This window comes from Streptomyces tendae (genome assembly GCF_008632955.1).
Lineage (GTDB): Bacteria > Actinomycetota > Actinomycetes > Streptomycetales > Streptomycetaceae > Streptomyces.
Map to the genome: position 1 here is coordinate 5,972,770 of NZ_CP043959.1, position 22,639 is coordinate 5,995,408.

At 73.0% G+C, this 22,639-nt stretch carries 24 protein-coding genes and 2 tRNA genes; 16 read left to right on the forward strand and 10 right to left on the reverse strand.

Going from position 1 to position 22,639, the window contains the following annotated elements:
• The first annotated feature begins 62 nt into the window (after positions 1-62).
• Positions 63-1,520: a hypothetical protein gene (locus F3L20_RS27365; protein ID WP_150156591.1), complete on the forward strand. Its 1,458-nt coding sequence runs from the start codon at positions 63-65 to the stop codon at positions 1,518-1,520.
• Between the two features lie 137 nt (positions 1,521-1,657).
• On the opposite strand, the gene F3L20_RS27370 is transcribed toward F3L20_RS27365, so the two are convergent.
• Complete coding sequence (locus F3L20_RS27370; RefSeq protein ID WP_150156592.1) at positions 1,658-2,227, reverse strand: hypothetical protein; 570 nt, start codon at positions 2,225-2,227, stop codon at positions 1,658-1,660.
• Between the two features lie 135 nt (positions 2,228-2,362).
• Between F3L20_RS27370 and F3L20_RS27375 the strand changes: the two genes are divergently transcribed.
• Positions 2,363-2,959 (forward strand): TetR/AcrR family transcriptional regulator, encoded by a 597-nt coding sequence (locus F3L20_RS27375; RefSeq protein WP_150156593.1) that lies wholly within the window; start codon positions 2,363-2,365, stop codon positions 2,957-2,959.
• A gap of 121 nt (positions 2,960-3,080) precedes the next feature.
• On the opposite strand, the gene F3L20_RS27380 is transcribed toward F3L20_RS27375, so the two are convergent.
• Positions 3,081-3,677 (reverse strand): histidine phosphatase family protein, encoded by a 597-nt coding sequence (locus tag F3L20_RS27380; RefSeq protein WP_150156594.1) that lies wholly within the window; start codon positions 3,675-3,677, stop codon positions 3,081-3,083.
• Positions 3,678-3,860: 183 nt separating this feature from the next.
• Here F3L20_RS27380 and F3L20_RS27385 point away from each other — a divergent pair, with 183 nt between their 5' ends.
• The 5 genes from F3L20_RS27385 (at position 3,861) to F3L20_RS27405 (ending at position 10,058) form a co-directional block, all read left to right on the forward strand.
• On the forward strand, positions 3,861-4,820 hold the full coding sequence (locus tag F3L20_RS27385) for a phosphatase PAP2 family protein (protein WP_150156595.1): 960 nt from the start codon (positions 3,861-3,863) through the stop codon (positions 4,818-4,820).
• Positions 4,771-5,940: a hypothetical protein gene (locus tag F3L20_RS27390; protein WP_150156596.1), complete on the forward strand. Its 1,170-nt coding sequence runs from the start codon at positions 4,771-4,773 to the stop codon at positions 5,938-5,940. Before F3L20_RS27385 ends, F3L20_RS27390 begins: the two co-directional genes overlap by 50 nt.
• Positions 5,931-7,532: a hypothetical protein gene (locus tag F3L20_RS27395; protein WP_150156597.1), complete on the forward strand. Its 1,602-nt coding sequence runs from the start codon at positions 5,931-5,933 to the stop codon at positions 7,530-7,532. The genes F3L20_RS27390 and F3L20_RS27395 overlap by 10 nt, the downstream gene beginning before the upstream one ends.
• Complete coding sequence (locus tag F3L20_RS27400) at positions 7,529-8,878, forward strand: AAA domain-containing protein (RefSeq protein WP_150156598.1); 1,350 nt, start codon at positions 7,529-7,531, stop codon at positions 8,876-8,878. The genes F3L20_RS27395 and F3L20_RS27400 overlap by 4 nt, the downstream gene beginning before the upstream one ends.
• An 85-nt stretch (positions 8,879-8,963) precedes the next feature.
• Positions 8,964-10,058, forward strand: coding sequence for an LLM class flavin-dependent oxidoreductase (locus F3L20_RS27405; RefSeq protein WP_150156599.1), 1,095 nt, complete (start codon positions 8,964-8,966; stop codon positions 10,056-10,058).
• On the opposite strand, the gene F3L20_RS27410 is transcribed toward F3L20_RS27405, so the two are convergent.
• Positions 10,034-11,902 (reverse strand): putative bifunctional diguanylate cyclase/phosphodiesterase, encoded by a 1,869-nt coding sequence (locus F3L20_RS27410; protein WP_150156600.1) that lies wholly within the window; start codon positions 11,900-11,902, stop codon positions 10,034-10,036. The genes F3L20_RS27405 and F3L20_RS27410 overlap by 25 nt on opposite strands.
• 440 nt (positions 11,903-12,342) lie before the next feature.
• Between F3L20_RS27410 and F3L20_RS27415 the strand changes: the two genes are divergently transcribed.
• Positions 12,343-13,581 (forward strand): M6 family metalloprotease domain-containing protein, encoded by a 1,239-nt coding sequence (locus F3L20_RS27415; protein ID WP_150157516.1) that lies wholly within the window; start codon positions 12,343-12,345, stop codon positions 13,579-13,581.
• A 50-nt stretch (positions 13,582-13,631) separates the two neighbouring features.
• Here F3L20_RS27415 and F3L20_RS27420 read toward each other — a convergent pair.
• The 5 genes from F3L20_RS27420 to F3L20_RS27440 all read right to left on the reverse strand — a co-directional run bounded on the left by F3L20_RS27420 (position 13,632) and on the right by F3L20_RS27440 (position 16,160).
• Positions 13,632-13,705: transfer RNA gene (locus tag F3L20_RS27420), tRNA-Lys, on the reverse strand.
• Positions 13,696-14,289 carry a hypothetical protein gene (locus F3L20_RS27425; protein WP_150156601.1) on the reverse strand — a complete coding sequence of 198 codons (594 nt, stop codon included), beginning with the start codon at positions 14,287-14,289 and terminating at the stop codon, positions 13,696-13,698. The genes F3L20_RS27420 and F3L20_RS27425 overlap by 10 nt, the downstream gene beginning before the upstream one ends.
• Positions 14,290-14,432: 143 nt before the next feature.
• Complete coding sequence (locus tag F3L20_RS27430; RefSeq protein WP_145827615.1) at positions 14,433-14,798, reverse strand: hypothetical protein; 366 nt, start codon at positions 14,796-14,798, stop codon at positions 14,433-14,435.
• A 253-nt stretch (positions 14,799-15,051) separates the two neighbouring features.
• Entirely contained in the window at positions 15,052-15,783 is a 732-nt protein-coding gene (locus F3L20_RS27435) for a maleate cis-trans isomerase family protein (protein WP_150156602.1), read from the reverse strand.
• Positions 15,780-16,160: a decarboxylase gene (locus F3L20_RS27440; RefSeq protein WP_382686795.1), complete on the reverse strand. Its 381-nt coding sequence runs from the start codon at positions 16,158-16,160 to the stop codon at positions 15,780-15,782. The genes F3L20_RS27435 and F3L20_RS27440 overlap by 4 nt, the downstream gene beginning before the upstream one ends.
• Before the next feature lie 80 nt (positions 16,161-16,240).
• On the opposite strand from F3L20_RS27440, the gene F3L20_RS27445 reads away from it, so the two are divergent.
• Together F3L20_RS27445 and F3L20_RS34165 are read left to right on the forward strand one after the other, a co-directional pair.
• Entirely contained in the window at positions 16,241-17,188 is a 948-nt protein-coding gene (locus F3L20_RS27445) for a D-2-hydroxyacid dehydrogenase (RefSeq protein ID WP_150156603.1), read from the forward strand.
• A 27-nt stretch (positions 17,189-17,215) separates the two neighbouring features.
• The gene (locus F3L20_RS34165; RefSeq protein ID WP_167534425.1) at positions 17,216-17,386 is read left to right on the forward strand and encodes a hypothetical protein; all 171 of its coding nucleotides are present in this window, start codon (positions 17,216-17,218) and stop codon (positions 17,384-17,386) included.
• Positions 17,387-17,440: 54 nt separating this feature from the next.
• Here F3L20_RS34165 and F3L20_RS34960 read toward each other — a convergent pair whose 3' ends face one another.
• Positions 17,441-17,542, reverse strand: coding sequence for a DUF3830 family protein (locus tag F3L20_RS34960; protein WP_240810771.1), 102 nt, complete (start codon positions 17,540-17,542; stop codon positions 17,441-17,443).
• 97 nt (positions 17,543-17,639) lie between these two features.
• Here F3L20_RS34960 and ehuB point away from each other — a divergent pair, with 97 nt between their 5' ends.
• From ehuB to F3L20_RS27475, 6 genes are all read left to right on the forward strand, one after another.
• Positions 17,640-18,554, forward strand: coding sequence for an ectoine/hydroxyectoine ABC transporter substrate-binding protein EhuB (gene ehuB, locus F3L20_RS27450; protein ID WP_145827612.1), 915 nt, complete (start codon positions 17,640-17,642; stop codon positions 18,552-18,554).
• Entirely contained in the window at positions 18,551-19,252 is a 702-nt protein-coding gene (ehuC, locus tag F3L20_RS27455) for an ectoine/hydroxyectoine ABC transporter permease subunit EhuC (RefSeq protein WP_150156604.1), read from the forward strand. Before ehuB ends, ehuC begins: the two co-directional genes overlap by 4 nt.
• A complete protein-coding gene (gene ehuD, locus F3L20_RS27460) occupies positions 19,249-19,899 on the forward strand; it encodes an ectoine/hydroxyectoine ABC transporter permease subunit EhuD (RefSeq protein ID WP_145827610.1) in 651 nt (216 codons plus the stop codon). Before ehuC ends, ehuD begins: the two co-directional genes overlap by 4 nt.
• Entirely contained in the window at positions 19,889-20,680 is a 792-nt protein-coding gene (gene ehuA, locus F3L20_RS27465; RefSeq protein ID WP_150156605.1) for an ectoine/hydroxyectoine ABC transporter ATP-binding protein EhuA, read from the forward strand. The genes ehuD and ehuA overlap by 11 nt, the downstream gene beginning before the upstream one ends.
• A gap of 249 nt (positions 20,681-20,929) precedes the next feature.
• Positions 20,930-21,688 (forward strand): IclR family transcriptional regulator, encoded by a 759-nt coding sequence (locus F3L20_RS27470; protein ID WP_150156606.1) that lies wholly within the window; start codon positions 20,930-20,932, stop codon positions 21,686-21,688.
• A gap of 87 nt (positions 21,689-21,775) precedes the next feature.
• Positions 21,776-21,849, forward strand: a tRNA-Lys gene (locus tag F3L20_RS27475).
• A 71-nt stretch (positions 21,850-21,920) separates the two neighbouring features.
• Here F3L20_RS27475 and F3L20_RS27480 read toward each other — a convergent pair.
• Entirely contained in the window at positions 21,921-22,526 is a 606-nt protein-coding gene (locus tag F3L20_RS27480; RefSeq protein ID WP_145827607.1) for a lytic polysaccharide monooxygenase auxiliary activity family 9 protein, read from the reverse strand.
• Positions 22,527-22,639: the final 113 nt, after the last annotated feature.

Genomic DNA, 22,639 nt, shown 5'->3' on the forward strand with positions numbered 1-22,639 from the left:
GGCACTCGGACAAGCCACCCCGGTCCCGGCATGGTTCGACGGTTCGCAGAGAGGACCCGGCCATGGCGTCGTCATCGGTGCCCTCGTCCCAGCCAGCTCGGCCACCGCGGCCGAACCTCGTCTTCCGGCACCTGCGCGGAGCGCGCTCGCCGGCCGAGTTCGCCGCGGCGGTACGGCGGGCCGCCCGTGAGATCGGCGAGCGGGTCAGCTGTGACGCGCGGTACGTGCACCGGGTCGAGGCGGGCGAGATCCGCTGCCCCAACTACGCCTACGAGCGGGTGTTCCTGCACATGTTCCCCGGCCGCACGCTGACCGACCTGGGCTTCGCGCCCCGCTCGTCGGTCCGCGGGCGCCGGAACCGGGCCGCCGGGGACGTCCCCGCGGCCCGCACGGAGGACCCGCCGAACGCCACGAGTGAGAACAGCGGGGCGTGCGAACCGTATGAGACGCACAACCGGTACGACACGTACGACGAGTACGACCCGCACGACCACGAGGAGAGCGACGTGCTGCGTCGCGCATTCATGACCGGCGGGGGCGCCACGGTGGCCGCCGCCACGCTGAGCCCCTACGGGCTCGCCCCCGACGCCTCGGCGGCGCAGCGCCCCGTGCGCCGCGCGGGGACCGGAGAGGCGTGCGCCCTGGAAGAGGCCGTGCGCCGGATCCGGCTGCTCGACGACCGGCACGGCGCGGACGGGCTCTACCGCCGCGCGGCGGCCCCGCTGCGGGCCGCGTACGCGTTGCTCGACGCCGGGGCGACCCGGCAGCGCACGGCGGACCGGCTGTACTCGGGCGCCGGGGAGCTGGCCATCTCGGTGGGCTGGCTGGCGCACGACTCGGGCCGCTTCGACGACGCGCGCTCCCACTACGCGGAGGCGCTCGCCACCGCGCGCGTGACGGGCGACGCCGGGCTGGAGGCGCACGCCTTCTGCAACACGGCGTTCCTCGCCCGTGACGCGGGCCGGCCCCGGGAGGCGGTGCGGGCGGCGCAGGCGGCCCAGCGGGCGGCACGGCCGCTCGGTTCGCCCCGGCTGATGTCGCTGCTGGCGCTGCGCGAGGCGGGCGGCTGGGCGGGGCTCGCCGACCGCGCGGGGTGCGAGCAGGCGCTGGCCCGTGCGCACGCCTACTTCCAGCGGGGCACCTCGGAGGCGGATCCCGAGTGGATGAGCTTCTACGGGGAGGCCGAGCTGGAGGGCCTGGAGGCCCAGTGCTGGTCCACGCTGGGCGACTGGCCGCGCGCGGCACGCCACGCGCGCAGGGCGGCGGAGCTCCAGGACCCGCACTTCACCCGCAACATCGCGCTGTACACGGCGGAACTGGCCGACGACCTGGCGCGCGGGGGCCTGCCCGACGAGGCGGCGCAGGCCGGGATGCGCGCCCTCGACCTGCTGACCGAGGTCCAGTCGTCCCGCGTGCGCACGATGCTGTCCGGCACCTCGCGTGTGCTGCTTCCGCACCGCCGCGCGTCCGGTGTCTCGGAGTTCCTGGACCGTCATGCCTCGCTGCCGCGCATGATCTGACCCCGCGGCGGACGGACCGGCACGGAATCGCCCGGGCCGAGATCCGTCGCGCTCACCGGGGTCCTGCGCCGACGGGAAGCTGCGGGCCCCGCCGGCGCCGGGGGGACGCCGATGGGACCCGCGGGGCTCGGGGCGGGTCACGCGCGCCGGGTGGCGCGTCCCAGGCGGAGGGCGGAGACGAGGAAGAACACGCCCCCGAGGAAGGCGTAGCCGGCGAGCGTCTTGAGGGAGGCGTCGGCGCCGCCGGCCTGGGCGGCGAACGACACACCCGCGAGGGTCGAGATGCCACCGCTGGCGATCATCGCCCACTGTCCGCCCATACGGCGCCGGGAGACCCCGACGACGAGCTGGACCAGGCCGGCGGTGACGGCCCAGGCGCCCCAGACCCGCAGCACCGCCGGGATGCCGGAGGTGGCGGCGACGGCCAGGCCGACGGCCGTGAGGGCGCTCAGCACGATGTTCAGGTACAGGTGGCGCACCGGACCGCCGTCCGCCGCCGCGGACCGCACATCGACGACCGCGCACGCGACGTCGAACAGCGGATAGAGCACGAGGAGCGACGCACTGAGCGGGCCCAGCGTGTCGGCGGTGGCGAACAGCAGGGCGGCCCAGACGGCCGCGAAGGCGAAGCGCACGAAGTACAGCCTGCGCAGGGCCGCGGGAGCGGAGGCGGGTGCGGGTGCCGGGGCGGTGACGAGGGTGTCCACGAGGGTGCCTTTCGGGTGGCGGGCGGACCCGCGAAAGAGAAGGGAGAACGTTTGGTCTCCCCTTATTGAAGGTGGCCCACCCCACACTCGTCAAGACCGAACGTTCTCCCTCTCAGTTTTGGTACGCTCGGCCCCATGAGTCGGGGCACACGAAACGGCAAGCCGTCCGAGGCGCGGACCAGGCTGCTCGGGACGGCGACGCGGATCTTCTACGCCGAGGGGATCCACTCCGTGGGCGTCGACCGGATCATCGAGGAGGCCCAGGTCACCCGGGCCACGCTGTACCGGCACTTCAGCGGCAAGGAGGAGCTGGTCCTCGCCTATCTCGACCAGGCGGACCAGGGCATACGGGCGCAGGTCGCCGGCGCGCGGGAGCCGGACGCCACTCCGGCGGACGACGTGCGGGCGGTCGCGCGGGCCATCGCCGACGGCATCCGCTCCCCCGGCTTCCGCGGCTGCGCGTTCCTCAACGCGGTGGCGGAGTTCCCCGACCCGGACCACCCGGTGCACCGGGCCGTGCTCGACCACCGGCAGTGGTTCCTGGAGACCGTCACCGAGCTGCTCGGGCGGGCGGGCATCGAGCCCGCCGACGCGGCGGGACGGCACTTCGTGATGCTGAGGGACGGCGCCATGGCGGCCGGCTGCCTCTTCGACCCGGAGCTGGTCTGCGAGACCCTCCTGCACGGCGTCGAGGGGATCCTCACGGCGGGTACCGCCGCGTCACGCGCCTGAACGCGCGCGTGACGTGACGCACGCGTGGAGTTGCGCGCGCGTGGAGTTGCGCGCGCGTGAAGTGACACGTGCGTGAAGTGACACGTGCGTGAAGTGACACGTGCGTGAAGTGACACGCGCGTCAGGGGACGAGGTGCCCCACGTCGTTCCAGCTCTCCAGGGCCGGTTCGCCGTAGGCCCAGCCCAGGACCGACAGGGACGTCGGGTTCAGGCGGATGCGGGCCGCGAAGTCGAGCGGCAGCCCCAGCCAGCGCGCGCCGATGGAGCGCAGGACGTGGCCGTGGGCGAAGACCAGCACGTCCCGGTCGGCGGAGCGCGCCCAGGCGACCACCTCGTCCGCGCGGGCCGTGACCTCGGCGAGCGTCTCGCCCTCGGGGACGCCGTCGCGCCAGATCAGCCAGCCCGGACGCACCGCCTGAATCTCCGCGGGCGTCATCCCCTCGTACGCCCCGTAGTCCCACTCCAGCAGCGCGTCCCAGTTCCGGGCGCGGTCGCCGAAGCCGGCCAGCTCGCAGGTCTCCCGCGCGCGGGACAGCGGGCTGGTGCGCACCTCGACGTCCGGCAGCCCGTCGTTCGGCGCCCGGTGCAGGCGCTCGCCCAGCAGCTTGGCCCCCTGCCGGCCCTCCTCCAGCAGCGGCACGTCCGTCCGGCCGGTGTGCTTGCCGGACAGCGACCACGCGGTCTGTCCGTGCCGGGCCAGCAGGATGCGCGGTGCCATGGGAACCTTCCGAAAATCGCAGGCGGGACCCGTCCATCATCGCGCACGCCGGACGCGGGCAACCCGGGGGGCGATCTCCGCGTCTATCCGGTTCCGAGGGCGCGCACGCGGGAAGACGCGCGCACAACGTAGAGTGGCTCGCCGCCGACCAGGACAGCGCGAGGACGAAGGGGGAGCGATCGGATGCCGCACACCGAGACACCGGGCACCGAGGCGGTCCCGGCGACCCGGCTGCGCTGGTGGACCGAGCTGCCGCTCATCCTCCTGGTGTACGCCTGCTACTCCGCGGGACGGCTGGTCGTCCGGGGTGACGTCGCCGACGCCGTGGACCACGGGCTGGCGCTGCTGCGCGTCGAGAAGGCGCTGTACCTGAACGCCGAGCACCCGCTGAACCGGCTGTTCACCCGCGAACCGTGGATCGGCATACCCGCCGACTTCTGGTACGCCTCCCTGCACTACCTGGTGACCCCGGCGGTGCTCATCTGGCTGTTCCGCTCCCACGCGGTGCGCTACCGCGCCGCCCGGACCTGGCTGATGACGTCGACCTTCATCGGTCTGATCGGCTTCACCCTGCTGCCCACCTGCCCGCCCCGGCTGCTCGACGCGAGCCACGGGTTCGTGGACACGATGGCGTACTACAGCTCCTGGGGCTGGTGGGGCGGCGAGGCGAGCGCCCCGCGCGGTCTCGGCGGCATGACCAACCAGTACGCGGCGATGCCCAGCCTGCACGTGGGATGGGCGCTGTGGTGCGGGGTGATCCTCTGGAAGTACGGGCGCGGGCGCTGGACGAGAACGGCCGCGGTGGTCTATCCGCTGGTGACCACGATCGTGGTGATGGGCACCGCCAACCACTACTTCCTCGACGCGCTGGCGGGCGCCGCCGTGATGGGCGCCGGCCTGCTGCTCGCCCCGCACGTGACCCGGGTCGCCGACCTGGTGAAGGCGCGCTACCTGCCCGCGTCCGTGTCCGTCCCGGTGGCCTCCTCCGACACGGATGCCACGATTGTCAGTGCCGGATGCCAGACTTCCGCGGGTGAGCGAATTCCACGGCAGCGGCATCCCGAGTCGCGGTACGGAGCAGGAGCCGAACCGGGTGCCTCCCCCACGGACGCGGGAGAAGGGGCTCCGGCAGCGGCTCGCTGAGCTGCGGGGTCCCGAGGTACCGGCCAAGGCGCTGGACGCGCGCGCCCTGGCGGCCCTCGCCGCCAACCCGGGCTGCAGACGGCGCGCCATCCTCGACGGCGCCGGGGTGAACAAGGCGGAGCTGGCGACCGCGCTGGGCTCGCCCTCGGCCTTCGGCCAGTCGCAGTTCGCGTTCGTCCGGGGCAACGCCTTCGAGGCGAAGGTCAAGGCCGACGGCGGTACGGAGCTGCTGCGCCTCGCCCACGAGAAGCTGGACCGCTCCGCCGAACCGCCCGCCGGTGCGCGTGTGCCGGACCTGACCGCGCAGGGCCCCGAGGGCCGCACCGCGCGCACCGAACTCGCGCTGCGCGAGGCCGCCGAGGCGCCCGGCGCGTGGACGCTGCTGGACCACCCGATGCTCGCCCTGGACGTGGCGGGCTCCCTGGCCTTCCTCGAGCCGGACGCGGTGGTGGTGCATCCCGACGGCAGCTGGACGGTCGTCGAGATCAAGTCGTTCCCGATGCTGGACGGGGCGGCGGACCCGGCGAAGGTCGGCGCGGCCGCCCGTCAGGCCGCGGTGTACGTGCTGGCCCTGGAGCGGGTCGCCGCCCGGTTCGAGACGCCCCCGCGTGTGCGTCACCGGGTCCTGCTGGTGTGCCCCAAGGACTTCTCCAACCTGCCGGCCGCCTCCGCCGTGGACGTGCGCAAGCAGCGCGCGGTGACCGCCCGCCAGCTGGCCCGTCTCACCCGCATCGAGGAGATCGCCGACGCCCTCCCGGAGGGCACCTGCTTCTCCCCCGAGCTGCCCGCCGAGCAGCTGGAGCAGGCCGTGGAGTCCGTCCCCGCGACCTACGCGCCCGAGTGCCTGTCCGCCTGCGAGCTGGCCTTCCACTGCCGCGACCGCTCCCGCGCGTCCGGCGCCGTGACCTCCCTGGGCCGCCCGGTGCGGGCCGAGCTGGGCGGTCTGACGACCGTCGGGGACGTGCTGGCGGCGGCCCGCGGTGAGGCCGGTGACCCCGACGACCCGGCGGTGGCCGCGCTGCGCCGGGCCGCCGCCCTGCGCGCGGAGGCGCTGGCGTCCGCCGCCGCGCAGGCCCGGGAAGCCGCCGAGGGCGCGCGGGAGGTGGCCCCGTGTCGCTGATCGCCACCCTGGCCCGGCTCGAGGCCGTCGACACCGGCCGCGCCCAGCCCGCCGCGACCGTCCGGCACCGGCACCTGGCCGAGCGGCCCCTGGTGTTCGTGCCGCTGGTCACCGCCGGTGAGGCGGGCGCCCCGCTGGGCGCGCTGGTGGGCACCGACCGGGACGCGCCGCGCCTGCTGGTGGTGCCGCAGCCCCGCGACCGCGATCTGCGGTTCGCGTTCCTGGCCGAGCTGGCCGACGTGGTCCTGCCGTACGTCGACTCGTTCGCGGACGCCGTGGAGGCCGCCGAGCGCTCGGAGACCGACCCGGAGACCGGCAAGCGGGTCAAGGTCGAGGTGGAGCTGTGCGCGGACGCCCCCCAGCTGGTCGTGCCGAGCCGGGCCGGCATCGACCTGGTGCGGCTGCTCGGGCGGTCGACGCGGTTCCGGCGCACGGCGGAGCAGGACCCGGAGGCGCCGTTCCCGGCGCCGCCCCGCGTGCCGCTGCTCGGGCGGTGGCTCACGCACTTCGGGGAGCGGGCACGCGTGCCCGGCTCCTGCCTGCTGCTCGCCATGACGGACGTACTGGGCCGGCACTGGGCGACCGGCCAGTCCACGCTGGAGGACCAGCACCTGGGGGCGCTGCTCGCCTGGATCGACCCGCCGGAGGGACGCTCCGGCGCGGAGGCCGCCGAGGAGGCGGAGCTGGCGCGGGACGCCGACGGCCAGCTGGTGTGCCCGCCGGCGGGCCCGGCGACCGACCCGGCGTTCGACAACAAGCTGCTCGCCCCGGCCATCGAGCGCTACGACCGCGCCCGGACGGCCCTGGCCGCCGCCGAGGACGGTCTGGAGGCCGATGACCGGCTGGGCGCGCTGACGGCCGCCGAGCGGGAGATCCGCGCGCTGGTGGAGAGTCGGACCCGGCCCACCTGGGACGCGGTGTGGCGGGGCCTGGACCTGCTGCGGGAGCTGCCGGAGGGCGCCCGGGTGGAGGAGCGCTGGACGCGCGACCGCTGGTCGTACACCGGTCACCGGGACCGGGTGGCGTCCGGCGAGCCGCCGCAGCCCCGCCGGGACGACGCGGTGACGGCGGCGAACAAGCTGGCGGCCCGCGAGCGGGAGCAGGCCCGCCTGGAGGCGCAGGAGGCGCTCGACGACCCGCTGGTGATGGCGGCGCGGCGGCTGTCCGGGGAGGCGTTCGCCGGCGAGGTCGTCGACGTGGTGATGGCCTACAGCGAGAGCAAGCGGCCGAGCCCCCGCCCGCTGGTCACGGTCCGCACCGACGACCGGCCGCATCTGGGGGAGCGTACGAAGGTGCACCGCTCGCTGGGCGGGAAGCCGCAGACGGCGGAGTTCGTGGGCCACGAGGACGGGCCCGAGGGCGGTCTGCTGGTGCTGCGGATCATGGACAAGATGGGCCGGGGCAAGGAGCCGGAGCCCGGTTCGGTGCCGGAGAAGGGCGACCGGCTCTGCTTCACGCTCTTCGAGCACGAACCGCGCGGTGGCGCGAAGCTGCCCGATCCGGAGGAGACCCCGTGGACCCACGGCGGCCCGCCGCGTGAGGAGTCCGCCCCCGAGCCCGCCGACCCGGTGACCGAGGAGGACCTGCTGTGACCGCCCCTGTCGAGGAGACGGCGTTCGACCCCGGCTCCGCGGCCGCCCGTGCCACGGACGCGATCCTCCACGACACACTCCACGGCTCCGCGCGCGGTGTCGTCGTCGACTCCCCGCCCGGCGCCGGCAAGTCCACGCTGGTGGTGCGCGCGGCGCTGGAGCTGGCCGAGGCGGGCCGCCCGCTGATGGTGGTCGCGCAGACGAACGCGCAGGTGGACGACCTGGTGCTGCGCCTCGCCGAGAAGAATCCCGACCTGCCGGTGGGCCGCCTGCACAGCAGCGACACCGACCCGTACGACAAGGCGCTGGACGCCCTGGACCAGGTCCGCACGTCGGCGAAGGCGGCCGACCTCGCCGGGCTGCCGGTGGTGCTGTCGACGGCGGCGAAGTGGGCGCACGTGAAGAACGTGGAGCCGTGGCGGCACGCGATCGTCGACGAGGCGTACCAGATGCGCTCGGACGCGCTGCTCGCCGTGGCCGGGCTGTTCGAGCGGGCGTTGTTCGTGGGTGACCCGGGCCAGCTGGACCCGTTCTCGATCGTGGGCGCCGAGCAGTGGGCGGGCCTGTCGTACGACCCGTCGGGCTCGGCGGTCACGACGCTGCTCGCGCACAACCCGGACCTGCCGCAGCACCGGCTGCCGGTGTCCTGGCGGCTGCCCGCCTCGGCGGCGCCGCTGGTGTCGGACGCGTTCTACCCGTTCACGCCGTTCCGCAGCGGCACGGACCACGGCGACCGCGCCCTGACGCTCGCCGTCCCGTCGGACGGCTCGGGCCCCGACCTGGTGATCGACGAGGCCGCCGAGTCCGGCTGGGGCCTGCTGGAGCTGCCCGCCCGGCACACCCCGCGCACCGACCCGGAGGCGGTGGGGGCGGTCGCCCTGGTGGTCCGCCGCCTTCTGGACCGGGGTGGCGCGGCGGTCTCCGAGCGCTCCCCCGATCCGACCCCGCTCACGGCGGACCGCGTCGCCGTCGGCACAGCCCACCGCGACCAGGCGGCGGCGATCCGCTCGGCGCTGGCGGACCTGGGCGTGAGCGACGTGACCGTCGACACGGCGAACCGGCTCCAGGGCCGTGAGTACGACGTGACGGTCGTCCTCCACCCGCTGTCCGGCCGCCCCGACGCCACGGCCTTCCACCTGGAGACGGGCCGCCTCTGCGTCCTCGCCTCCCGCCACCGCCACGCCTGCATCGTGGTCTGCCGCGAGGGCGTGACGGACCTCCTGGACGACTACCCGTCCACGGAACCGGTCCAGCTCGGAACGCTCGTGAAGTTCCCGGACGGCTGGGAGGCCAACCACGCGGTGCTGTCGCATCTGGCGGAACACAGGGTGCGCTGGCAGCCGTAGGGCCGGGGGAATAACCGGGGAGCACCCCCTGTTCTTCCACCGCGCAGCACTGTGTGAGTGGACGTACGACAGGAGGCACCCCCACGTGACCGCAGACGACGAGATCAGGGGTACCGCCCTCGGCTCCGCCCCCGTTCCCCTTTCCGTGCTCGACCTGGTCACGGTCGGGACCGGGCGGACCGCGTCCGACGCGCTGCGGACCAGCGTGGAGCTGGCGAAGCTCGGCGAGGCACGCGGGTACCACCGGTACTGGGTGGCCGAGCACCACTCCATGCCGGGTGTGGCCTCCTCCTCGCCCGCCGTGATCCTCGCGCACCTGGCCGCGTACACGGAGCGGATCCGGCTCGGGTCGGGCGGGGTCATGCTGCCCAACCACGCGCCCCTCGTCATCGCCGAGCAGTTCGGCACGCTGGAGGCCATGGCGCCGGGACGGGTCGACCTGGGTCTCGGGCGGGCGCCCGGCACCGACGGGGCGACCGCCGCCGCCCTGCGCCGCACCGACCGGCTGAACGAGGGCGCCGACGACTTCCCGCAGCAGCTCGCCGAGCTGACCCGCTTCCTGGACGACGACTTCCCCGACGGGCACCCCTACCGGCGGATCCACGCCGTGCCCGGCCCGGTGCAGGCCACCTCGCCCGGCGGGGTGCAGTCCCCGCACCGGCCGCCCCTCTGGCTGCTCGGCTCCTCCGGGTTCAGTGCCCGGCTGGCCGGCATGCTCGGACTGCCGTTCGCCTTCGCCCACCACTTCTCCGCGCAGAACACCGTTCCGGCGCTGGACCTGTACCGGGAGAGCTTCCGGCCGAGCGAGGTGCTGGACGCGCCGTACGCGCTGATCGGCGTCGCGGCGCTCGCCACGGACGACGAGAAGGAGGCCCGCCGCCAGGTGCTGGCCGCCGCGCTGAACATGGTGCGGCTGCGCACCGGCCGCCCGGGGCTGGTGCCCACGCCCGAGGAGGCGGAGGCGTACGACTTCAGCCCGATGGAGCGGGAGTTCGTGGAGTCCTGGAACGCCAACGTCATCCACGGCACCGCGGACGAGGTCCGGGCGGGCCTCGACGACCTGCAGAAGCGCACCGGCGCGGACGAGCTGATGCTCACCGCCAACGCGCACGGCGGTGACGTCCGGGTGCGCTCGTACGAACTGATCGCCGACGCCTACGGGTTGCCGACGCCCGCCTGAACGTCCGGTGTGCCGAGCAGTTCGGAGATGCGGTCGGGCGGGACCGGGCGTGAGTACAGCCAGCCCTGACCGGTGTCGCAGCCGATCCGGCGCAGCCGGGTGGCCTGCGCGGAGGTCTCCACGCACTCCGCGGTGACGGTCAGCCCCAGGCGGTGGGCGAGTTGCACCATCGCCTCGACGATCACCTCGTCGGCGGGGCTGGCCTTCGCCGTGCGGTCCTCGATCTGGAAGCCCCGTACGAAGGAGCCGTCGAGCTTGAGCACCGACACCGGCAGCCTGCTGAGGTAGGCGAGGTTGGAGTAGCCGGTGCCGAAGTCGTCGATGGCGATGCGGACGCCCATGTCGCTGAGCGCCTTCAGGGTCTGCAGGGGCCGGCCGGAGGAGCCCATCACCGCCGACTCGGTCAGCTCCAGCTGGAGCAGGTGCGGGGGCAGCCCTGTCTCCTCCAGGGTGTCGGCGACGTCCGCCACCAGGTCGGAGTCCCACACCTGGCGGACCGCCACGTTCACGCTGACGAAGATCGGCGGCCCGTCCGGGTGCTCGGTCTGCCACGCGCGCGCCTGCCGGCAGGCGGTGCGCAGCACCCAGCGGCCGAGCGGCACGATCGAACCGTCCTCCTCCGCCAGGGAGATGAACCGATTCGGCGTCAGCGTGCCGAAGCGGGGGTGGTTCCAGCGGATCAGCGCCTCGACGCCGTGCACCCGGTCGTCCTCCATGCCCACGAGCGGCTGGTACTCCAGCGCGAACTCGCCCCGGTCGATGGCCGGCCGGAGGGTGGAGGCGAGGGCCTGGCGGGTCACCCGGGTGGCGTTGCGCTCCGGGTCGAACAGCGTCCAGCGGCTCTTGCCGTCCGCCTTCGCCCAGTACAGCGTGGTGTCCGCGGCCTGCATCAGCGCGGTCGGGGTGGTGCCTGCGGCGTGCCGCTCGACCACACCGATCGAGGCGGAGACCGACAGGCGCCGGCCGGCCAGGTCGAACGGGGCCTGGATGGCGTCGAGCAGTGACTCGGCGAGGTCGGCGAGCTGTTCGGTGCCGGTGGAGTCCTCGACGAGCAGGGCGAACTCGTCGCCGCCGAGCCGGGCGACCAGCGGGATGCCGGCCCGGGTGCGGCCCGTCTCCTGCGCGCACCGGGTGAGCCGTTCGGCGACGGCGGCCAGCAGCTGGTCGCCCACGCGGTGGCCGAGGGTGTCGTTGACAGCCTTGAAGCCGTCCAGGTCGAGGTAGCACAGCCCGATCCGGCCGGTGCCGCTCTCCGCGTACGACTCCGCCTCCAGGGCGGTGGTGAGGCGTTCGAGGAACAGGGTGCGGTTGGGCAGCCGGGTCACCGGGTCGTGCTCGCGCAGGTGCCGCAGCCGGGACTGGAGTGCGTGGTGGTCGCTGATGTCGGCGACGGACAGCAGCACGCCGCCGTCGTCGGGGGGCAGCGGGGCGACGGTGACCCGCACCCACAGCGCGTGCCCCTCGGGATGCTTGAGCCGGCGGGTGCAGCGCAGGCGGGCGCGGCGGCCGCGCAGCAGTTCGCGGTAGGCGTGCCAGGTGCGGGCGTCGGAGCCGAGGTCCACCAGGTCGGCGGCGACGGCGCCGGTGAGGGTGTCCTGGTCGCGGCCCAGCAGCTCGGCGAGGGCGGCGTTGGCTCCGGTGACCGTGCCCTCGCGGTCGACGACGGCCATGGCGAGCGGGGCGGCGGTGAAGACGGAGCGGTAGGACGGGGGCGCGGGTGTGCGCGGGTCGGGGGGCTCGGCGCCGAGGGTCTCGGCACCGGGGGACGTCAGGATTTCACTCTCTGTGACGACCGGCCGGTTGAGCTCAGTCGCGGGCGTCGGCCCTTCGGACGTTCCGCTCACCACTCGCTCCCGCAGTGCACTCGCTCGCTGTCGTGCAGGGAAAGGTCTCTCCGTACCCGGAAAGTGTGCCGATCATAGAGGCCCGGGTCGGGCCGCTCCAGCCACTGTCCGGCCTCGAAGCCGGTTCCGCATCTCTGCCCGACCGTTTCGGCGCACGGTCCGACGGCTTCTGGCAGGGCTCCGACCAGTTGTGACGTTCTGTGAGTGCGTTCGGAGCGGGCCGCGTGCGGTACCGCCCGGATCGCCTCCTTTCTCACCCGACCGGTGCAGTTGAACAGGCCGTAGTACGACAAATCATCCCAGTCTGGGTGCGGTGTCCCGCGAACCGTCTCCCGGAGGTCCCCGTGCCGCGTCAGCTCACCCCGAGAGGACTCGGACGTGAGGCACTGCGGCGGATCGGCCGTTCGGGTGTACGGCCCCGGCTGCGCACCACGGCGGCGATGTGCACCACCATGTCGGCGCTGGCGGCGACATCCTTGGTGACCGTGCCGTCCGGCCCCGAGCCCTTCTCGGCGGAGCCCTGTGTGCTGACCCGGACCGACGCCCACCACTCGGAGGGCCTGGACACCTGGAACGCCGCCTACCCGCGTCCGACGCGGCAGCTCGACGCGGTGATGGTGTTCCTGTCGTTCCCCGACTCGCATCCGCTGACCACGCCCCAGGACCTGGCCGCCGACCACTTCCCGGCGACCGGCCGCTTCTTCGAGCAGGCCTCCTACGGCAAGTTCAGCCTGCGGTCGCACCCGGTGAACCGGTGGATCCGCATGCCGCGTCCGTCGACGGCGTACGCCATACAGCGCGACTGGACCGTGGCGCACCGGGCGGCCTATCTGCGGGACGCGCTCGCCGCGTCCGATCCGCACGTCGACTACTCGCGCTACGACATCGTGTACTTCGTCGCCGATCCGGACGCGCCGGGCGTGGACTCCGACGCCACGAAGGTGGTCAACCTGGACCGGCCGATGCGGGCCGACGGCACGGACATCCGGCGGGTCGTCACCGTGTTCGAGAACAGCCCGCCGGACCGGCTGGTGCTGGCGCACGAGACCGGACACGTCTTCGACCTGCCCGACCTCTACCACCGGCCGGTGGACGGCAAGGGCGACTGGGACACCCATGTCGGGGACTGGGACCTGATGGGCAGCCAGTTCGCGCTGGCGCCGGATCTCTTCGGCTGGCACAAGTGGAAGCTGGGCTGGCTGGAGCCCAGGCAGGTGCGGTGCGTGCAGGAGGGCGGTCCGGTGCGACTCACGCTGGAGCCGCTGGGGGCGGGTCCGACGACGCCGGTGACAGGGGCGGCGGGGGCGCCGTCCTTCGGGCTGGGACGCGGCACCAAGCTGGCGGTGGTGCGTACGGGGACGGACACGGCGCTGGCGTTCGAGGTCCGGGGACCGGTCGGCAACGACCGGGCGGCCTGCCGGCCGGGGGTGCTGGTCTACCGGGTGAGCAGCGGCACGCGCTCGGGGCGCGGGCCCATCGAGGTGATCGACGCCCACCCGCACACGGAGGCCTGCTGGGAGGACTCCGTCTATCCCCCGCTGGCGGACGCCCCGGTCGCCCTCGGCGAGAGCTTCACGGTCCCCGGTGAGTCCGTCCGGGTGGAGGTGGAGGGCCGCACCGCCTCGGGCGCCTGGACGGTGAAGATCACCACAGGCGACCACACGACCCAGGCGTCCTGAACCGCGACGAAGAAGGCCCCTCGCTTGCGCGAGGGGCCTTCTTCGTGTCGTGCGCCGCCAGGGACTCGAACCCCGGACCCGCTGATTAAGAGTCAGCTGCTCTAACCAACTGAGCTAGCGGCGCCTGCTGACGTCGTAGACATTAGCACCACGATCGGCAGGAGGAAAAATCGATATCCGCACGGCCGCCCGGGCCGCCCGCACCGCCGCCCAGAGCAGCACCTCCGGGCCCGGCAGCCAGGGGCGACGGGTGTCGGGGGCGACCAGCCAGCGGGCGAGGGGCGCCGCGTCGGCGCGGGCGGGTGCCGCCGGGGCGGGCACCGTCACCTCGTCACCGGCGCCGTGGCACAGCAGGGGCGGGACACCGTCCGTACGGGAGCCGTGCGCGCCCCATTCCTCCCAGGTCAGCAGGGCGGGCAGCCGCTGGGCCGTGCCGACCGCGGCGAACAGCAGCATCCGCCCCCGGTACTCCGCCACGGGACCCGAGCCCGGCCCCTCCTCCCACAGGCGGTCCAGCATCCGGCGCCCGAAGATCGCGGGCACACTCACCACGTCGAAGACCACGCCGCAGGGCAGGACCACCGGGGCGTCCTGCCGCTCTCCCCAGAGCGTCCGCGTGCCGCAGCGGGCGGCGCCTGCCGAGGCGAGCCAGGCGGCGCCGTCCGGGGTGACACCGCTGACGTCGAAGACATTCGGTGTGCTGCTCATACAGATATTTCTACGCGCCGTGAGGAGGCGGCTGCACAGAGTCGCCGGAACTTCTGACGGAAGGGAGGCCGAGCGCGTACCCTGCCACCCGGCATATGCCGCGCCCGTCCGACGCGGGGCCGGGAAGGACGCGAGGCGGCGGCTCACACGGGGTCGACGTGCCCCGGGCCCTCTCCGCCGCGCATCAGGTCGCGGCCGAAATCGACCATCTTCTTCGCGTAGTCCTCGGTCCACTCGGCGCGCTCGGCGATGTCCGCCGTCGTCAGCCGGTCGAAGCGCCGGGGGTCGGCGAGCTGGGCCGCCGCCATCGCCTGGAACTCCGTCGCCCGGTCCGCGGCGGCACGGAACGCGAGCGTCAGCTCCGTGGCCCGCTCCAGCAGGGCGCGCGGATCCTCGATCGACTCCAGGTCGAAGAAGTGCTCGGGGTCCGAGGCCGCCTGCGCGGGCTCGAACAGCAGGGGCGCGGGGCGTAGCCGCGGCTGGTCCGGGCGCGGCGCGTGCTCCGCCATGACTTCTCCTTCGTACGTCTCGGTGGCCCCCGGGGTACCGGAGGGCCACCGTCCATTGTCCCGCGCCCCCGCAAGAGGGCGTCCGGCCCGGTGCGGCCGGCCACCCCCACGTCCGCGGGCGCGCCGACCGGTGACTACCCAGCTCGCGGGGCGCACAAAGACGGCGACGGGAACGCGACGCGGGCGCGCGGGACGACGTACGCCGGTGAGGGTGGCGTTCCTCACGCCCGTACGGAACCGATCACATCCGGACTCACACCTGGACGACCGGCTCGCGGGTGAAGAGGGCGCCGAGTTCGGGCGCGTTGACCCGGCGGTCGGCCAGGCGCAGGCCCTCCCAGACCGTGACCTGGTTGGCGGTGAGGACGGGCTTGCCCAGCTCCTTCTCCAGGGCCGGGATGTGGGCGACGGTGTGCAGGGCGGTGTCCGGCAGCAGCACCGCGTCCGCGTCCGGGGAGTCGGCCGCGCGGGCCAGCGCGAACAGTTCCGGCTCGCCCCAGGTGCCGGCCTCGGCCGCCGTGACGATCCCGGAGCCGCGCACCCCGCTGACCTCCGCTCCCCCGTCCCGCAGGAACGCGGCGAAGAGCTGGGCGACGCCGTCCGGATAGGTCGCGCCGACGGCGACCCGCCGCGCCTCGATCTCCCGCAGCGCGTGCACGAAGCCGAAGGAGGTGGAGGATGCGGGCATGCCGGCGGCCCGGGCGAGGTCGCGCACCTGCTGGTGGGCGCCCTCCCAGCCGTGCACGAAGCTGCCGCTGGTGCAGGCCCACACCACGGCCTCGGCGCCGGAGAGCCGCAGCTCCTGGAGTCCGGCCGCCAGCCGTTCGGGCGAGCCCATCTCGCGCAGCGCGTCCACCCGCTGCACGTCCTCGCCGACGTCGGTGTGCACCAGGTCCAGGCGTACGTCACTGCCCAGCAACTGCTCGACGCGCGGATAGTCGTCCTCCGCGGAGTGGCCGGGGTAGAGGAATCCCAGTGCGGTCATGTCCAGCCTTCCTGCTGCTTCTCTCCGGGCGCGTCCGGCGGCACCGGACCCGTTGTCTGTCCGGGCGGCACGGTCGGTGCCTGGCCCGGCAGCACGGTCCCGGAGCGCGCCGACGCGTCGATCAGCGCCTGATTCGGTCCCACCGCTCGGGTACCCAATCGGCGCAGCGCCGCCCACCTGGTCACCTGGTTGGCCGAGATGACCGGTATGCGCGGTTCCGCCTCCGGCTGCGGGATCACGTCGTAGGCCGGCGGGTCGGTGCAGGGGAGGACCAGCGCGTCCGCTGCGCCGGTCCGGCCGCGGACGGCCTGCCGCGCCATGTCCGCCACCCGCTCGCCGACCGGCCGGACGAGACCGAGGCTCACCTCGACCGGCACGTACGGGGTACGGGTAGGTATGGGGAACCGCCCGCCGGACGGCCGCCAGGACGGACCCGAGGAATCTGGAGACGAGGCCCATGCCGCCCCCCACGCTGCTCGTGCTGGACGCCGAACCGCTCCCCCGGCTCGGCAGGCTCACCGGCCGGGCGCGGATCGAGCACGCCGACGAGTCGTCGCTCGCCGCACGGCTGCCGCACGCCGACGTGCTGCTGGTGTGGGACTTCACCTCGCACGCGGTGCGCCGGGCCTGGCCGGGCGAGGGTCCCCGGCCGCGCTGGGTGCACACGGCGAGCGCCGGGGTCGACCACCTGCTCTGCCCCGAACTCGCCGCGTCCGACACCGTGGTCACCAACGCGCGCGGGGTCTTCGAGGGGCCGATCGCCGAGTACGTCGCCGGTCTCGTCCTCGCCTTCGCCAAGGACCTGCCCCGGACGCTGGCGCTGCAGCGGGAGCGGACCTGGCTGCACCGGGAGACGCGCCGGGTGGCCGGGACGCGGGCGTGCGTGGTCGGGTCCGGGCCGATCGGCCGGGCGGTGGCGGGCACGCTGCGGGCGCTCGGGATCACCACGGCACTCGTGGGGCGTACGGCGCGGCCCGGGACGCACGGCCCCGAGGACCTGGACCGGCTGCTGTCGCGCGCGGACTGGGTGGTCGCCGCGGCTCCGCCGACCGAGGCGACGCGGGGCATGTTCGACGCCCGCCGGTTCGGCGTGATGCAGCCGTCCGCGCACTTCGTCAACGTGGGCCGGGGCGAGCTGGTGGTGGAGGAGGCACTGGTCAGGGCGGTGCGCGAGCGGTGGATCGCGGGCGCGGCGCTGGACGTGTTCGCGGCCGAGCCGCTCGCGCCGGACAGCCCGCTGTGGGAGCTGCCGGGGGTGGTCGTCTCCCCGCACATGAGCGGGGACACCGTCGGCTGGCGAGACGAACTCGGTTCGCAGTTCGTGGAGTTGTTCGAGCTCTGGGCGTCGGGGAGGCCACTGGTGAACGTGGTCGACAAGCGGCGCGGGTATGTACCGGGTCACTGACGCCGGGCCGAGGAGATACAGCCCGAGGTGAACGCGTTCGTGCGGCTGCTCACCGACGACGCCCCGGAGGGGGCCGCCGCCTCCGAGGAGCGGGGGCTGCCCGTGGGTCTGCGGCTGGTGGCCGCCCGGCACCGGGACGCGCTGGTCCTGCGGGCGGCGCACACACTGTACGAGGCGGGGGTCACGCTCTCCGGCTGAGCGGTTGTTCCGTTCGCGGAACAGGGCGAGGTCCACCACGGTGGGGAGAGATTTTCAGACGGCTTCACAGGCGATCGGCGCGCGCTCGTCGAGCAGCCGGGCGACACCGGTCACCTCGCGTCCGACCAGGCAGGTCTCGAGGAATCGGCCGGCCACGCCCTCCATGGCCCCCCGCCGGTCGAGACCGTCCGACCGTCGAGCGGGGCCGAAACTGGCCGGAATAACTCGCATCGCTTCGGGTAGCCGCGCCGCCATGGCTCCACCACTTCAACCACTGAGACGAATACAAGGGACCTCCGGACCCTCGCGTCGGTCGCTGCTCGCGGGGGTCGCGGCGCTCGGCGCACTGGGTGCCGCGGGCTGCTCACGGGTGCCGACCGCCTCGACGACCGACGGCGGCGACCTGCTCGACCGGCTCAGGGCGGCGGGCGTGGTCCGGCTGGGCATCGCGGGTGAGATCCCGTTCGGGTACATCGACACGGACGGTGAACTGACCGGCGAGGCACCGGAGCTGGCCAAGGTCATCTTCAAACGGCTGGGGGTGGAGCGGGTGCAGCCCGTGCCCACGGAGTTCGGCTCCCTCATACCCGGGCTGAACTCGCAGCAGTTCGACGTCGTGGCGGCGGGGATGTACGTCAATCCCGAGCGCTGTGAGCAGGTCATCTTCTCCGACCCCGACTACCAGATGCTCGACTCGTTCATCGTCCGCAAGGGCAACCCGCTGGGGCTGCGCACCTACCAGGACGTGGTCGAGAAGAAGGCGAAGTTCGCCACCGGCACCGGCTACGCGGAGATCGCGTACGCCGTGGAGGCCGGCTACAAGGAGAGCGACATCCTGATCGTCCCCGATCAGGTCGCCGGCCTGAACGCCGTCGAGGCCGGACGTGTCGATGTCTTCGCCGGAACCGCCCTCACCACCCGCGAGGTGGTCAAGAAGTCCAGCAAGGCGGAGGTCACCGAGGCCTTCAAGCCCATCGTCGACGGCGAACCGCACGTCGACGGGGGCGCGTTCGCCTTCCGGCCCACCGAGACCAAGCTGCGCGACGCGTTCAACGCCGAGCTGGCGAAGCTCAAGGAGAGCGGCGAACTGCTGCGCATCCTCAGGCCGTTCGGGTTCACCGAGGACGAGATGACCGATCTGACCGCGAAGGAGCTGTGCGGCGGATGACCTCAGGACTCTGGGAACGCGTACTCGAAGGCGTCTGGGTCACGATCCAGCTGCTCGTGCTCAGCGCGCTGCTCGCCACCGCCGTGTCGTTCGTGGTCGGCATCGCGCGCACCCACCGGCTGTGGATCGTCCGCTTCCTCGCGGGGTTCTACACCGAGGTGTTCCGCGGCACCTCGGCGCTGGTGATGATCTTCTGGGTGTTCTTCGTGCTGCCGCCGGCCTTCGGCTGGCAGCTCGTCCCGCTGTGGGCGGGCACCCTGGCACTCGGCCTGACCTACGGGGCGTACGGATCGGAGATCGTGCGCGGCGCGCTGGCCGCGGTGGACCCGGCGCAGCGTGAGGGCGGCATCGCCCTCAGCTTCACGCCCTGGCAGCGGATGAAGCTCATCCTGCTGCCGCAGGCGGTGCCGGAGATGATCCCGCCGTTCTCCAACCTGCTGATCGAGCTGCTCAAGGGCACCGCCCTGGTGTCGGTCATGGGCATGGGCGACCTGGCGTTCAGCGCCAACCTGGTCCGCCTGGCGCTGCAGGAGAGCGCGGAGATCTACACGTACATCCTGCTCATCTACTTCGTGATCGCCTTCCTGCTCACCCGGTCGATGCGCGGCCTCGAGAAGAAGCTGAAGGCGGGCGTCGGCAAGGCGCCGAGGAAGAAGGCCGCCGCCGTGCGCGTGCCCGAGGGAAGTGGTGTCTCGTGACGTGGGACTGGGGCGCGGTCGCCGATTTCATGCCGTACTTCTGGGACGGTCTGTGGGTCACCCTGCAGATCCTGGTGTTCGGCTCGCTGATCTCCTTCGCGCTGGGCCTGGTGTGGGCGCTGCTGATGCGGGCCCCGACGCGCTGGGTGACCTGGCCGGTCGGCGGCGTCACGGAGTTCATCCGCAACACCCCGCTGCTGGTGCAGCTGTTCTTCCTCTTCTACGTGCTGCCCGAGTGGGGGATCACCTTCTCGGCGATGACCACGGGTGTCTTCGCCATCGGGCTGCACTACTCGACGTACACGATGCAGGTCTACCGCGCCGGTATCGAGGCCGTGCCGGTGGGCCAGTGGGAGGCGGCGACGGCGCTGAACCTGCCGCTGCGCCGGACGTGGACGGTGGTGATCCTGCCGCAGGCCGTGCGCCGGGTGGTGCCCGCGCTCGGCAACTACGTCATCTCGATGCTGAAGGACACCCCGCTGCTGATGGCCATCACCGTGCTGGAGATGCTCGGCCAGGCGCGGCTGTTCGCCCAGCAGAACTTCCAGTTCACCGAGCCCCTGACGGTGATCGGCGTGGCCTTCATCGTCATCTCCTACCTGGCCTCCCTTGCCCTGCGAGCCCTGGAGCGACGCCTTGTCCACTGACACCCACGCCCCGTTCGAAGAGAAGCCCGGGACCCCGCGTTCCACCGGGGAGCTGATCCGGCTGGAGCGGGTCACCAAGCGCTTCGGGGACCACACGGTCCTGGACAACCTGGACTTCTCGGTGGACGCCGGGAAGCACGTGACGCTGATCGGCCCGTCCGGGTCCGGCAAGACCACGATCCTGCGGCTGCTGATGACCCTGCTGAAGCCGGACGAGGGTGTCATCACCGTCGACGGGCAGCAGCTGTTCCCCGCGCCGGAGAAGCAGGTCCGTGAGGTCCGCAAGAAGATCGGCATGGTGTTCCAGCAGTTCAACCTGTTCCCGAACATGACCGTGCTGCGGAACATCACCGAGGCCCCGGTCACGGTGCTCGGCATGTCCAAGGACGAAGCCGAGGAGCGGGCCCGGGAACTGCTGGAGATGGTCGGGCTGACCGACCACCTCGACAAGCACCCGGCCCAGCTGTCCGGCGGCCAGCAGCAGCGGGTGGCGATCGCCCGTGCGCTGGCGATGCGCCCGCAGGTGCTGCTGCTGGACGAGGTCACCTCGGCCCTGGACCCGGAGCTGGTGGCCGGCGTGCTGGACGTGCTGCGGGACATCGCCCGCTCCACGGACATCACGATGCTCTGCGTGACCCACGAGATGAACTTCGCGCGGGACATCTCGGACCAGGTGCTGATGTTCGACTCGGGCCGGGTCATCGAGGCGGGCTCGCCGGAGAAGATCTTCAACGAGCCCGAGCACGACCGGACGCGGGAATTCCTGAGCGCGGTCCTGTAGTCACGGGGCGTGCCCGCCGCATCACCCGAGGTCCACGACGTGGGTCATCCCCCTGACATATGCCAGAGGGTCGGCGCCGCAGTTGAGAGGGCCGCAATCTTGTCAACCCCCGCTCTGTTCAGGCCCTTTGACGGCTATCGTGGAGAGGATTCGTTGACCGGATTGCGGCCCCAGGCCCTGGACACCGCCCCCGTCCGCCGGCGGACGGGACGGTTCCGTCGGGCCGACGAGCGAGCGCAGGGGGAAACGGTGGCGCTGAGGCACGAGCCGACCGCGTCGTACCGCTCGGTCCAGGACGCGCTGCGCGTCCTGGAGACGGTGGCGCGGCGCGGCACAGGAATCAACGACAGCGAACTCGCCCGCGAGACCGGCGTCGGCACGGAGCGGCTGACCACCCTCCTGCGGATGCTGCGCCGCGAGGCCTACGTCGAGCAGATCACCGACGGCGCGTACGTCACCGGAGCGGCCTTCGCCCGCCTCGGTTCCGCCGACGGGCACCAGGAGGCGTTGCGCGAGACCCTCCAGCACACCCTGGACCGGCTCCGCGACTCCGTGGGCGCCGCCGTCTACCTCAGCCGGTACGTCGACGGCGAGGTCAAGGTCACCCAGTACGCCGACGGCCCGGACACCCCGAAGGTGAACGAGTGGGTGGACTTCCGCCACTCGGCGCACGCGACGGCGGTCGGCAAGAGCCTGCTCACCCAGCTCGACCACGAGGGCCGGCGCGACCACCTGGCCCGGCACCGGCCGGCCCGGCTCACGTCGCGCACCATCACCAGCGACCGCCTGCTGCTGAACCGGCTGGCCTCGCAGCCGCCGACGGTGCCGGTGCTCGACCTCCAGGAGTACGCGATCGGCACGGTCTGCGCCGCCGTCCCGATCACCGCCGGTTCCTCGGTGGGCTGCCTGGCGCTGTCCCTTCCGCTGGAGCACGCCCACCGGCTGCGCCGGGCCGCCGACACCCTCAACCGCAACGCCGCACCCGTCCTGCTGTCACTGGCGATCTAGTCGTCGGTCCAGGTGGTCGGGAGCACCGCTCAGGACCGGGTATGATTTTCTCCGTCGCCGACCGCGGAAGCGGACGGCGGGAGTCATGCGCCGCTAGCTCAGTTGGTTAGAGCAGCTGACTCTTAATCAGCGGGTCCGGGGTTCGAGTCCCTGGCGGCGCACCGAGAAGGGCCTCTCGTGGGAGCGAGAGGCCCTTTGACGTGCCAGGAGCCGCGCGGGCCACCTGCCCGTTCTAGAAGGTGACGTCCGAGCAGGCGTAGAAGGCGTTGCCCGTGTCGTGGACCGTCCACACCGCGAGGATCACGTGGTGGCCGCTCAGCCCGGAGGGCAGCCGGCCGCTGTGCGAGAGCGTCTGCGGCGGGCGCTGACCGTTGTAGGGCACGGTCAGGAACGGCGTGAGGTTGAGGTCGGACCGGGTCAAGTTGTGGTTCTCGTTCCAGCCCGGCTTGGTGACGTAGTACTTGAAGTCGGTCGTGGCGTGCATGGCCGTGAACTGCCACCGGAAGGTGTAGTTCTGGCCGCCGGTGACCCGGGTGGTGGGCCAGGCGCCGCCCGACGGGGTGCGGGGGCTGTCGAGCGGGGCGAAGGACGTGTTGCCCGCCGAACAGAGCCTGCCGTCGGCGGGGCCCGCCGCCGGGAAGCCCTTCGGGCCCTCGACGCTCTGCGGCTCCCACTGGATGGCGCCGCAGTTGGAGACCGAGCCGTTCTGGCAGAGCTTCTGCCGACTGACCGGCAGGTCGGTGTAGCCGTGGCCGCTGGCCCCGCCGGAGGAGAGCACGAGCGCTCCGGTCGTGGCCAGTCCCACGGCGGCTGCGTACATCTTGGTCCGTGTGCGCATGCTGCCGCTCCTGGAGTGTGGGGGAGTTTCGGTGAGCCGTGCAGGTAGGTCTAGACCAAGTCTCAGGGTAGGGACGCGTGCTGAACATGTCCATACCAATCGCAAGGGCTTGT

What these genes read in the sequence shown, in the direction of transcription:
- F3L20_RS27365 (WP_150156591.1), top strand. Translation starts at nt 63, where the DNA reads ATGGCGTCGTCATCGGTGCCCTCGTCCCAGCCAGCTCGGCCACCGCGG.
- F3L20_RS27375 (WP_150156593.1), top strand. Translation starts at nt 2,363, where the DNA reads ATGAGTCGGGGCACACGAAACGGCAAGCCGTCCGAGGCGCGGACCAGG.
- F3L20_RS27380 (WP_150156594.1), bottom strand. Translation starts at nt 3,677, where the DNA reads ATGGCACCGCGCATCCTGCTGGCCCGGCACGGACAGACCGCGTGGTCG.
- F3L20_RS27385 (WP_150156595.1), top strand. Translation starts at nt 3,861, where the DNA reads ATGCCGCACACCGAGACACCGGGCACCGAGGCGGTCCCGGCGACCCGG.
- F3L20_RS27415 (WP_150157516.1), top strand. Translation starts at nt 12,343, where the DNA reads ATGTGCACCACCATGTCGGCGCTGGCGGCGACATCCTTGGTGACCGTG.
- F3L20_RS27425 (WP_150156601.1), bottom strand. Translation starts at nt 14,289, where the DNA reads ATGAGCAGCACACCGAATGTCTTCGACGTCAGCGGTGTCACCCCGGAC.
- F3L20_RS27430 (WP_145827615.1), bottom strand. Translation starts at nt 14,798, where the DNA reads ATGGCGGAGCACGCGCCGCGCCCGGACCAGCCGCGGCTACGCCCCGCG.
- F3L20_RS27435 (WP_150156602.1), bottom strand. Translation starts at nt 15,783, where the DNA reads ATGACCGCACTGGGATTCCTCTACCCCGGCCACTCCGCGGAGGACGAC.
- F3L20_RS27445 (WP_150156603.1), top strand. Translation starts at nt 16,241, where the DNA reads ATGCCGCCCCCCACGCTGCTCGTGCTGGACGCCGAACCGCTCCCCCGG.
- ehuB (WP_145827612.1), top strand. Translation starts at nt 17,640, where the DNA reads ATGGCTCCACCACTTCAACCACTGAGACGAATACAAGGGACCTCCGGA.
- ehuC (WP_150156604.1), top strand. Translation starts at nt 18,551, where the DNA reads ATGACCTCAGGACTCTGGGAACGCGTACTCGAAGGCGTCTGGGTCACG.
- F3L20_RS27480 (WP_145827607.1), bottom strand. Translation starts at nt 22,526, where the DNA reads ATGCGCACACGGACCAAGATGTACGCAGCCGCCGTGGGACTGGCCACG.